General features: G+C 68.3%; 8 protein-coding genes and 1 pseudogene. 4 read left to right on the top strand and 5 right to left on the bottom strand.

The annotated features are described in order from the left end of the window. Positions 1 to 4: 4 nt before the first annotated feature. Genes EV674_RS08990 through EV674_RS08975 form a run of 4 tightly spaced genes read right to left on the bottom strand, consistent with a single transcriptional unit; the run spans position 5 to position 7,697 of the window. On the bottom strand, positions 5 to 634 hold the full coding sequence (locus tag EV674_RS08990) for a response regulator transcription factor (RefSeq protein WP_119013957.1): 630 nt from the start codon (positions 632 to 634) through the stop codon (positions 5 to 7). A gap of 3 nt (positions 635 to 637) precedes the next feature. Beyond that, positions 638 to 2,695: a two-component system sensor histidine kinase NtrB gene (locus EV674_RS08985; RefSeq protein ID WP_241524978.1), complete on the bottom strand. Its 2,058-nt coding sequence runs from the start codon at positions 2,693 to 2,695 to the stop codon at positions 638 to 640. Continuing rightward, positions 2,692 to 3,507 (bottom strand): carbon-nitrogen hydrolase family protein, encoded by an 816-nt coding sequence (locus tag EV674_RS08980; RefSeq protein ID WP_119013956.1) that lies wholly within the window; start codon positions 3,505 to 3,507, stop codon positions 2,692 to 2,694. The genes EV674_RS08985 and EV674_RS08980 overlap by 4 nt, the downstream gene beginning before the upstream one ends. Further along, positions 3,504 to 7,697 carry a YhdP family protein gene (locus EV674_RS08975; protein WP_119013955.1) on the bottom strand — a complete coding sequence of 1,398 codons (4,194 nt, stop codon included), beginning with the start codon at positions 7,695 to 7,697 and terminating at the stop codon, positions 3,504 to 3,506. Before EV674_RS08975 ends, EV674_RS08980 begins: the two co-directional genes overlap by 4 nt. A gap of 101 nt (positions 7,698 to 7,798) precedes the next feature. On the opposite strand from EV674_RS08975, the gene glnE reads away from it, so the two are divergent. Together glnE and EV674_RS08965 are read left to right on the top strand one after the other, a co-directional pair. Next, positions 7,799 to 10,540 carry a bifunctional [glutamate--ammonia ligase]-adenylyl-L-tyrosine phosphorylase/[glutamate--ammonia-ligase] adenylyltransferase gene (glnE, locus tag EV674_RS08970; protein ID WP_119013954.1) on the top strand — a complete coding sequence of 914 codons (2,742 nt, stop codon included), beginning with the start codon at positions 7,799 to 7,801 and terminating at the stop codon, positions 10,538 to 10,540. 191 nt (positions 10,541 to 10,731) lie between these two features. Then, positions 10,732 to 11,943 carry an HD-GYP domain-containing protein gene (locus EV674_RS08965; protein WP_119013953.1) on the top strand — a complete coding sequence of 404 codons (1,212 nt, stop codon included), beginning with the start codon at positions 10,732 to 10,734 and terminating at the stop codon, positions 11,941 to 11,943. On the opposite strand, the gene EV674_RS08960 is transcribed toward EV674_RS08965, so the two are convergent. Beyond that, positions 11,944 to 12,900: a MerR family transcriptional regulator gene (locus EV674_RS08960; protein WP_119013952.1), complete on the bottom strand. Its 957-nt coding sequence runs from the start codon at positions 12,898 to 12,900 to the stop codon at positions 11,944 to 11,946. 443 nt (positions 12,901 to 13,343) lie between these two features. Here EV674_RS08960 and EV674_RS08955 point away from each other — a divergent pair, with 443 nt between their 5' ends. After that, on the top strand, positions 13,344 to 14,651 hold the full coding sequence (locus EV674_RS08955) for an NAD(P)/FAD-dependent oxidoreductase (RefSeq protein ID WP_119013951.1): 1,308 nt from the start codon (positions 13,344 to 13,346) through the stop codon (positions 14,649 to 14,651). Positions 14,652 to 14,708: 57 nt separating this feature from the next. Continuing rightward, a pseudogene (locus EV674_RS08950) lies at positions 14,709 to 15,524 on the top strand (DUF1365 domain-containing protein); the annotation flags it as partial. Positions 15,525 to 15,618: the final 94 nt, after the last annotated feature.

The raw sequence follows: 15,618 nt of genomic DNA, 5'->3' as shown, positions 1-15,618 counted from the left end.
GGCCTCAATGGCTGTCGCGCAGCAGGTTGGCCAGTTCCACCGCTGATTTGACCTGCATCTTGTCGAACACCCGTGCGCGGTGAACTTCGACGGTGCGCACGCTGATGTCGAGCTGGTCGGCAATGAGCTTGTTAGGCAGCCCTTCGACCACGCACTGCATGACGGCGCGCTCACGGTCGGTGAGGTCATCCAGGCGCTGGCGCAGGTCGTCGCGCTGACTCAGGTGCGCCAGGCGCGCAGCAGACTGCGCCAGCGCCTGCTCGATGCGATCGACCAGGGCGTTGTCGGAAAAAGGCTTTTCGCAAAAATCAAAAGCGCCGCGCTTGACGGTGTCCACCGCCGTGGGCACATCGGCATGGCCGGTGAGAAAAATCACCGGCATGGCCGCGACAGCGCCACGCGCCAGCAGCGCATCGAACAAGGCCAGGCCGCTGGTGCCGGGCATGCGCACATCCAGCAGCAGGCAGCAAGGCTGGCGCTGCGGCGAGCGTGAGGCCAGGGCCGCCTCAAAGGCCTCGGCGCTGTCAAAAGACTCGCTGGGCAGGCGGCGCGTGCGCAGCAGCCACGCCAGCGCCTCGCGCACGCTGGCGTCGTCATCGACGATATAGATGGTGGCGTTGGCAACAGGCTCCATGGTTCAAACAGTCTTGGGGGTATCTTGCTCCGGCACCACCGCCGGCAGGGTAAAGGTGAACACCGTACCACGGGGCTGGTGGGGTGCAAATCCCAAAAAACCGCCATGCTGCTCCACCACGGTGCGGCACAGGCTCAGGCCCAGGCCCATGCCTTCGGGGCGGGTGGTGAAAAATGGGGTAAAGAGCTGGCGCGCAATCTCCTCGGTCAGGCCACAGCCCACATCAGCCACAGAAAACTCCAGCCAGCCGCTGCGTGCGTTGGAGGCGGCCCGGCGCACCCGCACTTCCAGCACGCGCGGCGCGATGCCGGGCTCGTCCATGGCCTGCATGGCGTTGCGCGTGAGGTTGAGCAACACCTGCTCCACCATGGTGCGGTCACACAGTAACAGGGGCAGGCCCGCCTCCACATGCACCCGCACACGCACATCGAGTTTGCGTGCTTGCAGCATCACCAGCGGCAGCACGGCGTCCAGCAACTCCTGCGCGGCCACGGTTTCACGCGACTGGTCGCGGCGGCGCACAAAATCGTGCACGCTTTTGATGACGCGGCCCGCCCGCTCGGCCTGCATGGCAATGCGCTGCATGGCAGTGCGCATGTCGTGCAAATCGGCCTGCAGGCTGGCGCCCTGGTGCTCTTGGGCAGCGTCCAGCAGGTTCAAAGAACCGGTGGCGTAGCTGGAGATGGCGGCCAGCGGCTGGTTGAGCTCGTGGCTGAGCAGCGAGGCCATCTCGCCCACCGTGGCCAGCCGCGCCGTGGCTTGCAGGCGCTCTTGCGAGGCGCGCGAGATTTCTTCCACCCGCTTTTGCTCACTGATGTCCAGAAACGCGCTCATCCAGCCGGTGTGCTGGCCCACGGCGTTGATCAGCGGCGCCTCAATGATGAGCACCGGAAAGCGCGTGCCGTCCTTGCGCATGAACACCGATTCAAAGCCTTCGCGGGGCGGCATGTGGCCGGCAAAGCGCACGGCCTGGCGCTGCTGGTACTCTTCCACCAGTTCCGGCGGCCAATAGGGCGCAGACGTGCTTTGCCCCAGCAGCTCGTGGGCCTCAAAACCGACCATTTCGCAAAATGCCGGGTTGACGTAGGTGATGCGCCCTTGCAGGTCACGGGCGCGCAGGCCGGTGATGAGCGAGTCCTCCATGGCTTTGCGAAACGCCAGCGCGTCGCCCAGATCGCTTTCAGCACGCAAGCGGCGGCGGTTGTCGCGCACCAGCACCACCAACACCGTAACCAGGGCAATCGACATGGCCGTGACCAGCGCGGTAAGCACGTTCGGGAACAGGCTGGGGGCACTGTGCCAGCTGTCCATGCGCAGGACAATGGTGTTGCCCGGCAAATCCAGCAGCTGCTGTGCGGTGAACATGCGGCTGCCCCGGCGCACCGCACCCAGCATGGCCAAGCGGGTGCCGTCGGCCTCGGTGAACGACACCTCCTGGCGCCGTGTCAGGCTGTGGCCCACCAGTTCGACCAACATGCTCTGCAACCCGTAGGTAGCGACCAAATACCCCTCTTCGTGCCCGGTGGAAATCAGGGGCAGGCACAGCTCCACCATCTCCGATCCCAGCCCATCGCCGTGGGGCTGGAAGTAACTGCTGGAATACGCAGGCCCGTTGAGGCGGCGCGCATTGGCACAGGCCAGTGCCGTATCGGAATGGGTGCCATCGCGCACGCCCTCCGTCCACTGCACCGCCGAAAAAGGCGACTCGGCATGGGCGCGCGGGCGCAGCGCACTATCGCGCCACTCAAGGCGCACCAGTTCGCGGTGCTCACGCAGCAATGCCTGCGCCAAACCCTCCCAAGCCAGCGGTTCGATGGCGCCAGTTTGCAGGGCTTGCAGGTTTTGCAGGTTGCGGGCCAAAGCGGTGCGGATGTCGGACACGGCATCGGCCGCATCGCGCTCCAGCTGCGCCTGTACCACGCTGGCCTCATAGCGGCCAGCCAGCCACACCAGGGTGACGAGCATGGCCGCCACCAGGGCTACCAGCAGCGTCCACAAAGACCAGCGGCGCCAGGCGCCTTGCCAGTAGCGCCAGAGCCAGTGCAGGGCCAGCAGCCTCACAGGACGCGGTGCTCCAGCGCAGGCAGCTGGGTGCGCACTTGCTGCAGGCGCTGGGCCTGTAGTTCGCCCAGCACCACGCCAGCGCCTTGCGCCTGCTGCGCCAGCACCTCGCCCCAGGGGTCAATCACCATGCTGTGGCCCCAGGTGTGGCGACCGTTCTCGTGCACGCCGCCTTGTGCCGGGGCCAGTACGTAGGCCTGGTTTTCGATGGCGCGGGCACGCAACAGCAGCTCCCAGTGCGCCTGACCAGTGGTGAAAGTGAAGGCACTGGGCACCAGCAACAGATCGGCCCCGGCGCGGGCGTGGGCCCGAAACAGCTCAGGAAAGCGCAGGTCATAGCACACGCTCAGGCCCACACGCCAAGACTGGCCGTTGCGGGCCACCAGGGTGAAGACCACTGGCTCGGTGCCGGGCTCGATGCGGGCGCCCTCGTCGTAGCGCTCATGCCCGTTATCAAAGCGAAACAGGTGGATCTTGTCGTAGCGCGCCACGCACTGCCCGCCGGGGTTGTACACCAGCGTGGTGTTGCGCACCCGCTGCGCATCGGCGCAGGCCAGGGGCAGCGTGCCGCCCACCACCCACAAGCCCAGTTGCCGCGCTGCCTCGGCCAGAAAGCTTTGTACCGTCCCTTGTCCGGGGGATTCGGCCCAGGCCAGCTTGTCGGTATCGCGCCAACCCATGGCGCCAAAGTATTCGGGCAGCACGGCCAGTTCGGCACCGGCGCCCGCCGCCTGCTCCAGCAGGTGGCGGGCGGTGGCCAGGTTGTCGGCCAACGCCGTGCTGGAGACCATTTGCAAAGCGGCTATTTTCATGGGGCATCTCCGGTGACAGGGGGCAGCGTGGTAGCGGGGGCGCTGGCGGGCACAGCAGCGGGTGGACTGGCCGCACCACCTGCCGTGCGCTGCGCGCGGCGCAGCGGCACCACGCGCGGCTCGGCCCAGGTGCCATCGATGCGGAACTCCTGTGTGGCCGCCGCAATCAGCGGGCCACGCAAAAACACCTGCGCCAAAAAACTGCCCAACCCCACCACCGGGTTGATGGCCGTGGCCACCAAAGAGGCGGTCATGGCGTTGATTTCAGGCACCACCACCACGTGCAAGTCTTGGGTTTCGTGGTCGATGTCCGCGCGCCCCTCCATCAGCACGGCGGCGTTCACGCCCTTCATTTGCAGGTTGTTGGTGATGGCCACGCCCTGCTCTATGCGCACGTCACCGCGCACAAAATCAAAGGCGAAACCGTCGCTGAATACGTCCCGGAAATCCAGATTCAGACGCCGGGGCAGCGACTGCAGGCTCAGCACACTGAGCAGCTTGGCCAGCCCCGGATCGGCCTTGAGGAACTGGCCCGTCTCTACCTGCAAGTTGATCTGGCCCGACATGGAGGGGTAGTCCGGCGACAACGGCGCACCGCGCCAGGCCACCTGCCCCTGCAATCGCCCCTGGCCCCGGCGCACCACGTCGGCCATGCCAAAACGCTGCAACAACTCGCCTGCATCGCGGATGTCGAGCTTGAAGTTCAGCACCGTGCGGCGCAGTGGCCCCGTGCGCGGGCCAGGTGCCTCGCCTGCGCCCAGCAGCGCCCAGTTGCCGTTGGCGGTGAAGGTGGCTTCAGGGGTGCTCAGATTGAGCTTGTGCAGGCGCCATTCGCGCTGCACGCCTTCGCCGCCGCGGTTGGTGGCGGCTATCTCCACGCGCCCAAGTTTGTGCCCGCGCAGCTCAAAGTCTTCGACCACGATGTCCAGGGCAGGCAGCTGGCGCGGTTGCTCGTCCAGCAGGGCTTCGACTTGCGTGGAAGCACTTTGCGGCACGCTCAAGCGCGAGAGCCGGGCAAACAGGCGCCCGGCGGGGCTCTCCGTGCCACCGGCCGGGCGGTATTCAACGTAGCCGCTGAGTTGTGCAGCGTCCAGGTTGGCGCGCCAGACGCCGCCCTCGCGCGAGCCACCGGCCACCACGTTATGCAAAGTACGCCCCTGCACCGTCAGTTCACGGGCACGCACGGCCAGCACCGTGGGCAGGTAATCCGAGGCGCCCTGGGCGGCGGATTCCTGCTCGGTCTGCTCAAGCTGCGCAGACGGCACCGCAGGCGCTGGCGTAGCAACCGCCGCCACCCCGGACAGCAGCAATGGCTCCCAGGCGTCCACATCCAGCAAGGCCAGCTGGATGTTGGCCGCCACCCCGCGCGCGGGCAAGGCCATCGCCTCGTCCGGGGCCAGGCCCACGGCGATGGCGCCGCGCAGCACCTGCGGCGCAGGCCCACTCAGGTCACGCACATACTGCACCTGGCCCAACGTGCCCCATTGCAATGTGAACTGTTCGTGCAGCGGTGCAGGCGCGCTGGTGCCGGGCTCTGGCGCCGCCACCGATTCGCGGGTCAGGCGACTCTCCAGGCGCAGCGGCACGCTGCTGTCGGCGGTTTTGGCCAACGGCGCAGGCAGGGCCAGCGCCATACCCTGCAAGCTGCTGTGGATTTGCAACTCGGGCACGCCCCGGCGCAAGGTCAGTGCCAGGGTATAGGGCGTGCTGCCGCTGGCATGCTGCGCCAGGCGCGAGAGCAAACCCAGCTCCCGCGCTTGCTGCAAGCCCTGCGCCGAGGCCACGCCCTGGGCGCGCAACTGCAAGGCCGATTCGGTGGGCGCAGCGCCCGCAGGCAGTGCGCGCATGCCGCCTTCAAAGCGCACTTCGCCGCCCAGCGCACTGGCCTGCACGCCCTGCAAAGCAAAGCCGGTGTGCGTGAACTGCACCGTGCCGCGCGCACGCGCCAACACCGGGGTATCGGGGGTCATGCGCACCTCGTTGCCCGCCAGCACCACGCTGCCTTGCACCTTGGTGTTGTGAATATCGCTGATGGGCAAGCTCAGGTTCAGCTGCAAATCGGCGTTGCCACTGCCACTGGCCTGGGCCAGCGCCTGCCCGGTCATGGCGTCCAGCGGCGAGTTGCGCATGAACGCCAGCAGCTCAGGCAGCGGCCCGCGCGCCTGCGCACTGACGGCCACCACGGTGTGGGACAGGTCGGGGATGTGCGCCTGCACCTTGGCCAGGCGCGTGTTGCGCATGCCCGCAAAGGTGCCGCTGGCGTCACGCACCTGCATGGAAGAGCGCTCAAACACCAGCTCACCAGCCAGTTGGGTCAGCGCGGGCCAGGGCAGCTCGCCCGCGCTTTGCAGGCCGGGGGGCACGTAGGCGTAGGTCACATCCTTGACGCGGGCGGCAATCCGGAACTCGCCCAGTTTGGGGTTGTTGAACGGCATGTCATGCAGGTCGCCCTTGACGCGAAAGTCTGCGCTGCTAGCCACGCCCGCCACCACGGCGTCGCGCACATAGTGGCGAGCATCCTGGGGAATGGACAAGGGCAGATAGCGGTGTACCCGCGTGCCATCGGCGCGGCTGAGGGTGCCGCTCAAGTCCAGCACACCCGGAAAGCGCGAACGGCTGGCCGATCGCGCAGGATCGCTGGTGTGCCAGGTGGCGCGCAGCTGGCCCTGGGCATCGGCGTTGGCAAAGTGCGTTTCGCCCACCTGCACGGCAATGCGCTCGCCAGCCAGTTGCCAGCGCACCTCGCTGCGCAGCTGTGCCAGTGGCAGCCAGGGGTCTTCAAATACGCCGGGCAGCACCAGGGCGCCATCGGTCATGCCCACCGTGGCCTTGCCTGCGGCCTGGGTCATTTCCAGCTCCACGTTGGCGCCGCGCAGGCCCAATGCCCCGCTGGTGCCCACAGGTGCTGCGCTGGCCAGTGCCAGGCCCGTGACGCGGGCGCGCACCTGGTAACTGCGTGGAGCATCCCAGGGCCCTTGCCAGTGAGCCTGCACGGTGTCCACCAGTCCTTCCGGGGTGTAGGTGCGCAATGCTTCATGGGTGGCCTCGCCCAGAGGCAGGCGCTGGGCCACGCGCGCCAGCGCGGCCAGATCCAGCCGGTCGGCCTGGAATTCGCCCTGCGCCGATGCTTTGCCGCCGGGGTTGGTATAGCGCACGCGCAGGTTGCCGCCCGGCCAGTGCAGGCCGTCGTCGCCCACCCATTGCAGGCCCTGCGTGTACAGCTCAAAGCCCCCTGCCAGCCGCCGCGCGCCCAGGCGCCCCTGCACCGAGGGCAGCCGCAAAGGCTCCAGCTGCGGCGCCAGCGTGGCATTGACGTTGGCCAGCGCCACATCGGCGACGGCGCCCACCCACTGGCCGCGCTCCAGGCTCAACCAGGCACGCAATGCGCCCCGGCCCTGTGCCAGCGCCACGCCCAGGTCGGCGTGCAGGTGCAGGCGGGACACATCCACCCGCGCAAAATTGGCAAACAGCTGCCCGCTCCACTGCTGCCAGCGGCCACTGTGCGTGGACAGCAGCGGCTGGCGAAACAGCCCGGTGATCTGAAAACGATCGCCCCACTGGGGCGGCGGCGTGGCGTCCAGCCGCAGTTGATGGCGCCAGGCGCCGTTGCGCAGCAGCACATCGACCTGGCTCAGCGCCAGCGGGGCAGCGGCGCGCTGCTCGTCCGTCCAGCGCACCGTGCCACCGCGCACCACCACCTCGGGTTGCGAAAAAAGCCAATCGACGGCGCGGCTGTCATCGCTGGCACCACCGGGCAAGGGCAGTCCGGCGATGAACACCTGGCCCGTGCGGTCACGGCGAATGTCCAGCTCGGGGCGCTCGATGTAGAGCTGCTCAAACCCGAAGCGCCACAGCGAGCGCGGCGACAGCGCCAGCACCACGCGCTGCAAGCGCAGCGCTTCGCGCCCTTGGGCATCCAGCAGCGCCACCTCGCCCAGTTCAATGGAAGGAATCAGCCCCTGCGTGTGCGCCGAGAGGGTGCCAATGCGCACGGGTACCCCCAGCGCGCGTTCGGCCTGCGCTTGCAGCTGCACGCGGTATTCGCCGATTCGCGGCACAATCGCGCCGTGCAGAGCCCCCCAGGCCACCGCCAGCACCAGGGCAGCGGCCAGCAGCAGCCCCAAAGACCACCGCGCAAGCCACGCCAGCCACCGAAGCAGGCGTGGAGGGTGCGAAACAGGGTCAGTCATGGCAGGCGTGGAGGTGGCCAGAATTATGACCCGCAGCCACCGCGCGGATTCCGTGCAACCCAGCGTCGTTTTACATGCGGCTTTGCCCTGCCGCCCAGGCCATGCAGACAGTTTTGACTGACCCCACCGATGCCGCCCCCGGGCCGGCAGCCCACTCCCGTTTTTTCCAGCGCCTGCACCGGCGCTACGGCCCGCAGCTGGCGCTGCTGCCTGCCGGAGCGCCTGTGCGCGCCACCATGGAGCAGGCCCTGGCCGCACTGCTGGCCAGTGGCAACAGCACCGCCACCGCCCTGCGCACACTGCGCCAGCTGGTGATGGAGCGCCTGATGCGCCTGGACTGCGAGACCCGCGCGCCCCTCGAAGTCGTCACCCGCGCCATGACCGAGCTGGCCGAGCTGGCCCTGGACCGCGCCTGCCAGCAAGCCCGCCAGGAACTGGACGAACGCCACGGCACGCCCTGCGGCCCTGACGGCCAGCCAGTGCAGTTCTGGATCATCGGCATGGGCAAACTGGGCGCACGCGAGCTCAACGTCTCCAGCGACATCGACCTGATCTACGTCTATGAGCACGACGGTGAGACCGCAGGCACCGCCGACGGGCGCGGTCGCATCTCCAACCACGAGTACTTTGGCCGCGCCGTCAAAATCATCTACAGCCTGATTGGCGACACCACCGAACACGGACTGGTGTTCCGCGTCGATCTGGCACTGCGTCCGCACGGCAACTCGGGGCCACCGGCGGTGTCGCTGGCGGCGCTGGAAGAGTATTTGCAGATCCAGGGCCGCGAATGGGAGCGCTTTGCCTGGCTCAAGAGCCGCGTGGTGGCGCCCTTCGATTGCATCGCCAGCCCCCAGGTGCAGGCCCTGCGCGCCGTAGTGCTGCCGTTTGTCTTCCGCCGCTACCTGGACTACAACGTGTTCGACGCCCTGCGCGCCCTGCACCGCCAGATCCGCGACCATGCCGCCCGGCGCAGCGCGGGCCACCCAGAGCGCGCCAACGACGTCAAACTCTCACGCGGGGGCATCCGCGAGCTTGAATTCACCGTGCAACTGCTGCAAGTGGTGCGCGGCGGCCAGTTCCCTGAACTGCGCAGGCGCCCCACCCTGCAAGCCCTGGAGCGCCTCGTGCAAGCGGGCCTGATGCCCGCGCCCACCGCCGAGGCCCTGGCCCAGGCCTACCTGTTCTTGCGCCAGGTCGAGCACCGCATCCAATACCTGGACGACCAGCAAACCCACGTCCTGCCCACCCGCGACGACGACCTGGCCTGGATTGCCCAGACCATGGGCCATGCCGACTGTTGCAGTTTTTTGCACGCCCTGGACGCCCACCGCGAACTGGTGGCGCAAGAATTTGACACCCTGCTGGGCGGCAACGACAAAAAACAATGCAACGGCGGCGGCTGCGGCGGCCCCAACGCCAACGCGGCGCCTCCGCCCGAACTTGAAGCCCTGCTGGAGCAATTGCCCGAGCCCCTGCGCGAGCGCGTGGGAGAGTGGCGCACCCACGCCCGCGTGGGCGCCCTGCGCGAGGAAGCCCGCACGCGGCTGTTCCGGCTGGTGCAGCGCACCGCCCAGTGGCTGCGCGAAGGCCGCGCCAGCGCCACTGCCACCGTGCGCCTGGTGGACTGGCTCGAATCCCTGCTGCGCCGCGAAAGCTACCTGGCCCTGCTGCTGGAGCGCCCCGCCGTCCACGAGCAGCTGCTGCACCTGCTGGGCGCGGCGCGCTGGCCCGCGCGCTATTTGCTGCAACACCCCGGCGTCATCGACGAGCTGGCGGGCAGCAGCCTGCTGCAAGAGCGCTTTGTGGCTGCCGACTTCGAGCGCGACCTCTCGCTGCGCCTGGCCTCGCTGCGATCGACCCAGGAAGACGACGACGAAGCCCTGCTGAACCTGCTGCGCCGCGCCCACCACGCCGAAACCTTCCGCACCCTGGCGCGCGACGTGGGCGGCCGCCTGACGGTAGAGCAAGTGGCCGATGACTTGAGCGCGCTGGCCGACAGCGTGCTGCGCATCACCGCCCAGTGGTGCTGGGAGCGCCTGAAAAACCGCCACCGCGAGCAACCCGAGTTCGCCATCATTGGCTACGGCAAGCTCGGCGGCAAAGAACTGGGCTACGGCAGCGACCTGGACATCGTGTTCGTGTTCGATGACGACGACGAGCGCGCCCCGGAGGTCTATGCCGCCTTTGTGCGCAAGCTCATCAACTGGCTCACCGTCAAGACCGGCGAAGGCGATCTGTTCGAGATTGACACCGCGCTGCGCCCCAACGGCAACTCAGGCCTGCTGGTCACCAGCTTCAAGTCGTATGCCGACTACCAGCAGCAGCGCGGCAGCAACACCGCCTGGACATGGGAACACCAGGCCATGACGCGCGCGCGCTTTGTGCTGGGCACCGAGGCCCTGCGCACGCGCTTTGACGCGGTGCGCGCCGCCGTCATCAGCGCCCCGCGTGACGCCCAGGCGCTGCGCGGCGAAATCACCGCCATGCGCGCACGCGTGTTGGGTGCGCACCCTGCGCCCCCGGGCCAGTTCGACATCAAGTACAGCGAAGGCGGCATGGTGGACGCCGAATTTGCCATGCAGTACCTGGTGCTGTCGCACTCGGGCACGCACCCGCAGCTGCTGGACAACGTGGGCAACATCGCCCTACTGCAACGCGCCGAAGCCGCTGGCCTGCTGCCCGCTGGCGTGGGCCAGGCCGCCGCAACCGCCTACCGCGAGCTGCGCCGTGTGCAGCACCGGGCGCGTCTGGACGAGGCGCCCACCCAGGTCATGCCCCCGGCATTGCAAGCCGAACGCGCCGCCGTGCAGGCGCTGTGGCTGGCGGTGTTTGGCACCCCCTGACATCCGCCCGCCGCCCCATCACATCAAAAAGCATAGCTGCTCGCGCTTATCCCGCAAGGCCTGGATCCTGTTTTGACCTGAAAACCAGGACAGCCATACGGCCCCGCCTGCCCTGGCCCGCTCCCGGCACCGCGCTGGCACGGGTTCTGTCATTTCCGCGCAAGCGCGCCGTGGTCATAATCTGCCTGCCCATGAACCTCCTCACCCTCAACATCGACACCATCCCCCTGGGGCAACCCCTGCCCTTTGCGCTGCGCGGCGCTGCCGGGGGGCTGCTGGCACACAAAGGCTTCGTCATCCGCAACCGCGAGGAGCTGGAGGTGTTGCTGGCGCGCGGAGTCCAGCTGTGTGTGGACACCGAAGAGTCGGGCGACAGCCACCGCACCTACCTGTCGCAATTGCAGCGCATGCTGCTGTCGGAAAAACCCCTCAAAGACATCGCCAGCATGCAGATGGAGGCCGCTGCACAGCCAGCGCGCAACCAGGCGGCGCCCGCTGGCCCGTCCAGCTGGCCCGACTTGCAGCAGCGTGCCACCCAGTTGCTGCGCTCGCCGCAGGTGGGCGAGGGCGAGTTTGCCGACCGCTTTCTGGAACTGCACGGCGAACTGGCCCAGCAATGCCTGCAAACGCCCGATGCCACGCTGCTGGCACTGATCCGCATCTCGGGGCAGGAGACGCACATGTACAGCGCCACCCACAGCATGCTGGTGGCCTGCGTGTGCATGGTGGTGGCCCGCGCCACGCTGCGCTGGACCGAAGACCGGGTGCTGCGCATCGGCTGCGCCGCCCTGAGCATGAACTGCGCCATGACCGAGCTGCAAGACCAGCTGGCCGTGCAAAAAGACCCCCTCTCGCCCGGACAGATTGCCGCCGTGGAAAACCACGCCGACCGCACCGTGGCCCTGCTGCAATCGCTGGGCGTGCGCGACACGCTGTGGCTGGACGCCGTGCGCATGCACCACCACCGCGCCCCTGGCACGCTGGCCAGCAAAAGCGAGGCCCAGCAAATGGCCCGCCTGATGCAGCGCGCCGACATTTTTGCTGCGCGCCTGGCACCCCGGGTTTCGCGCACCCCCATGCCGGTCACGGCGGCCATGCAGTCGTGTTACTACGACGAAGCGCACCAGGTCGATGAAGCGGGCGCTGCCATCGTCAAAACCCTGGGCGTGTACCCACCCGGCACTTTTGTGCGCCTGACCAGCCAGGAAGTGGGGCTGGTAGTGCGGCGCGGTGCCACCGCCACCACGCCCAAGGTGGCCGTGCTGCTCAACCGCGAAGGCATGCCCACAGGCGAGATGATTCCGCGCGACAGCAGCCAGCCCGCCTGGAAAATCACCGGCGTGGTTTCGCAGCGCGAAGTGCGCGTGCAAATCCCGCTGGAGCGGCTGCTGGCCATGGTCTGATCAGGCAGGGGCCGCAGCGGCCCGCCACAGCGCCACCTGCTCGGGCAGGCGCTCCAGGGCGTGCAGCCGCAGCACCCCCGCCACCACGCCCTGCCGGTCCAGCGCCGGGCAGCTCCCCCCGGCCCACACGGTCACTGCGGCGGGCAGCGTCTGGCGCAGCTCGCGCAGGGCGGTCAGCACGGCGCTGGCGCCCTGCACGGGCGTAAAGCTCAGGGCCACGATGTCGGCGCGGTGCGCCAGGGCGGCGGCGGCAATCTCGGGCACCGGGGTTTGCGTGCCCAGCGACAGGCAGGCGCAGCCCTCCAGTGCCAGCAGCGCCTCCACCATCAGCAACCCAATGGCATGCGGCTCACCCGGAAACGTGGTCAACAGCACCCGGGGGCCCGCCGCGTCGGGGTGCGCGGGCACGCTGGCAATGGCGCCGCGCAGCACGCCGGTGATGCACTCGGTGTAGAGGTGCTCCTCAAACACCTGGAACCGGCCCTGCATCCAGGCGTCGCCCACCGCCGTGGTCAGCGGCGCCACCAACCCGGTGACAAACTGCAATAACCCCAGCCGCAGCGCCGCCTGGGCCAACTGGCGGCGCAGGCCCGGCGCATCGTGGCGTTGCACCAGCGCCAGGCAGGCGGCCACATCGGGCAGCACCGCCGGGCCTGCCTGCGCGTGGCGGGCCCCGGTGGCAACGCCGGCAGCGGGAACCGCCAGGGCCTGCAACGCGGGCAAGTCCAGTGCCACCACGCGCCCAGGGCGGTGCCCGGCGTCCAGCAGGCGGCGAACCAGGCGCAAGCGCTCGACCTGTTCGGGCGGGTACAGGCGCTCATCAAAGGCATCGCGCGCGGGCTGCGGAAAACCATAGCGGCGCTCCCACACGCGCAGCGTGTCTTTGGACAAACCCGTATCCCGCTCTACTGCGGCAATCGACCAACCGGGGCTGGCCCCGGACATGTGCTCATTCATATATCAAACCTCAAACCGGGCCCATGCCCCATGACCCACTGGCTTGTGCAGCCATCACGGAACGGATTAAAGCGCAGATGGACAAATTGTGCTGAAATATACAAATGTCCTAGACAAAAAGGAATGTTGTCCATGATGAAGCACCGCAACGGCCCTGCGCGCAGGCCCCACTCCCCCCGGCGGGCACCCACGCCCGCCCAGCCCTCCATGTGGTTACTTTTGTTGGATTTGCTCACACGCCCGCCCCGGAACTTTTGCGCACCGGCACCGCTCCACTCTCCCATGGAGCGCCCAGTGGCGTTCCACCCATTACCGTTGCGAAGCCTTTCAGACCTGCGGGTTCTGGCTGCAATCCCGGAGCGCTTCTCCTCCCTCCCTCACTTATTCGCTCGGGGGCGCTTCGCAACTTTTTTCTTCCCGGTCCAGGTCGGTGGTGTGCGGCCATGAGGGTCGCTGTTGTCGGCTCAGGCATCTCTGGCCTGGCGGTGGCCCACCGCCTGCGCAGTCAAGCCCAGGTCACGCTGCTGGAGGCAGGTGACTACTTTGGCGGCCACACCCACACCGTGGATGTCACCTTGCCCACCGTGCAGGGCCAGCCGGTCACGCATGGCGTGGACACAGGCTTTCTGGTGTTCAACGAGCGCACCTACCCGCAGCTGATTGCCCTGCTGGCCGAGTTGGGCGTGCCCACGGCCCAATCGGACATGTCGTTCTCGGTGCAGGTGCCCGATGCGCGCGGCGGCAACGCGCTGGAGTGGAGCGGCTCCAGCCTGGCCAGCGTGTTTGCCCAGCGCAATAACCTGGTCAGCCCGCGCTTTTGGGGCATGCTGCGCGACCTGCTGCGCTTTAACCGGCTGTGTACGCAGCTGGCGCAGGCCGGGGCGGAGTCGGCCCTGGTGCAGCCGCTGGGCGACTTTCTCAACCAGCACCGCTTTGGCACCGCCTTCCGCGACTGGTATTTTTTGCCCATGCTGGGCTGCATCTGGAGCTGCCCCACCGACCAGATGCTGCGCTTTCCGGTGGCCACCATGGTGCGGTTTTGCCACAACCACGGCCTGCTGCAAGTGAGCGACCGCCCGCAGTGGTGGACAGTGGCCGGGGGCGCGCGCCAGTACGTGGACAAAATCCTGGCCGGTGTGGCCGACAAGCGCCTGTCCACCCCCGTGCGGCGCATTGAACGCAGCGCCAGCGGCGTGCGTGTGCTCACCGACGGCCACGACGAGCACTTTGACCAGGTCGTGCTGGCCGTGCACAGCGACCAGGCGCTGGCACTGCTGGCCCAGCCCAGCGCCGAAGAACGCGCCGTGCTGGGCGCCATCCGCTACCAGCAAAATCGCGCTGTGCTGCACACCGACACCAGCGTGCTGCCCCAGCGGCGCGCAGCCTGGGCCGCCTGGAACTACGAGCGCGCCCCGCACAGCAACCGCGAAAGCGCCCGCGTGTGCCTGCACTACCTGCTCAACCAGTTGCAGCCGCTGCCATTCACCCAGCCGGTGCTGGTATCGCTGAACCCCGTGCGCGAGATCGCGCCCCAACGCGTGCTGGGCAGCTACGACTACGCCCACCCGGTGTTTGACATGGCTGCCATCCGCGCCCAAGGCCATGTACCGCAACTGCAAGGCCGCCAGCACACCTGGTTCTGCGGCGCCTGGACGGGCTACGGCTTCCATGAAGACGGCCTGCGCTCGGGCTTGGCCGTAGCCGACCAGTTGCTGGCCCTGCAACGCGCGCCCCAGGCGCAGGCGGCCTGAGCCATGACCGCGCACCGCCCTGCGGCATCCGCCATTGGCCCGGCCACACCAGCTGCGCTGACCGCTGCGGCCCCGCTGGCTGCGGTGGCACCAGCGGTGGCTGCCCCGGCTGCGCCGCTGATCGGCTTCGGCCAGGTGCGCCACACCCGCCTGCGTCCAGCGCACCACGCCTTTGCCTACCGCACGTTTTTCTTGCTGCTGCCCATGCGCACGCTGCAAGCCCAGCCCCGGGCAGCGCTGCCCCTGGCGCTGAACTGCGCGGGGGCCATCAGCTTTCACGACACCGACCACGGCGATGGGCGCAGCGCCGCAGCGGGCGGTGCGCTGGCCTGGCTCGATGGCCTGCTGCACGCCCACGGCATCACCGACGCCACGGGCGAGGCCTGGCTGCATTGCTACCCACGCGTGCTGGGTTACACCTTCAAGCCCGTGAGCTTCTGGTACTGCCACCGGGCGGATGGCAGCCTGCGCGCCATCGTGGCCGAGGTCAACAACACCTTTGGCCAGCGCCACTGCTACCTGCTGGACGCGCCGCGCTACGGCGCCGAACTGCACGCCGACAAGGTGTTCCACGTCTCGCCGTTTTGCGATGTGGCGGGCAGCTACCGCTTTCGCTTTATGCGCACGGAGCGCGGCGGACAGGCGCACACCGTAGTGCGCATAGACCACCACGACGACCAGGGCGTGCTGCTGCAAACCAGCGTCAGCGGCACCTTGGCGCCCATCACCCGCCAGAGCCTGCGCCGCGCTCTGTGGGGCTACCCGGCCATGACGCTGGCCACCATCGCCCGCATCCACTGGCATGCCCTGCACCTGTGGGCCAAGCGGGTGGGATTTCGCTCCCTGCCCGCGCCGCCGGCCAGCAGCGTGACGCATGGCGGCGCGGCGCCTGCGGTATCGCCCACCACGTTGCCCACAGCCTCAGCCGCCACGTCCCGCGCGCCAGCAACCTGGCCCACAGCGTCGC

The sequence above is a fragment of the Simplicispira metamorpha genome, assembly GCF_004341365.1.
GTDB classification, from domain to species: Bacteria; Pseudomonadota; Gammaproteobacteria; order Burkholderiales; family Burkholderiaceae_C; genus Simplicispira; species Simplicispira metamorpha.
This window is presented reverse-complemented; position numbering and strand designations above follow the sequence as displayed.

Excerpts from the sequence above, each read along its gene's own strand:
- EV674_RS08990 (WP_119013957.1), bottom strand. The coding sequence starts at position 634 with ATGGAGCCTGTTGCCAACGCCACCATCTATATCGTCGATGACGACGCC.
- EV674_RS08980 (WP_119013956.1), bottom strand. The coding sequence starts at position 3,507 with ATGAAAATAGCCGCTTTGCAAATGGTCTCCAGCACGGCGTTGGCCGAC.
- EV674_RS08975 (WP_119013955.1), bottom strand. The coding sequence starts at position 7,697 with ATGACTGACCCTGTTTCGCACCCTCCACGCCTGCTTCGGTGGCTGGCG.
- glnE (WP_119013954.1), top strand. The coding sequence starts at position 7,799 with ATGCAGACAGTTTTGACTGACCCCACCGATGCCGCCCCCGGGCCGGCA.
- EV674_RS08965 (WP_119013953.1), top strand. The coding sequence starts at position 10,732 with ATGAACCTCCTCACCCTCAACATCGACACCATCCCCCTGGGGCAACCC.
- EV674_RS08960 (WP_119013952.1), bottom strand. The coding sequence starts at position 12,900 with ATGAATGAGCACATGTCCGGGGCCAGCCCCGGTTGGTCGATTGCCGCA.
- EV674_RS08955 (WP_119013951.1), top strand. The coding sequence starts at position 13,344 with ATGAGGGTCGCTGTTGTCGGCTCAGGCATCTCTGGCCTGGCGGTGGCC.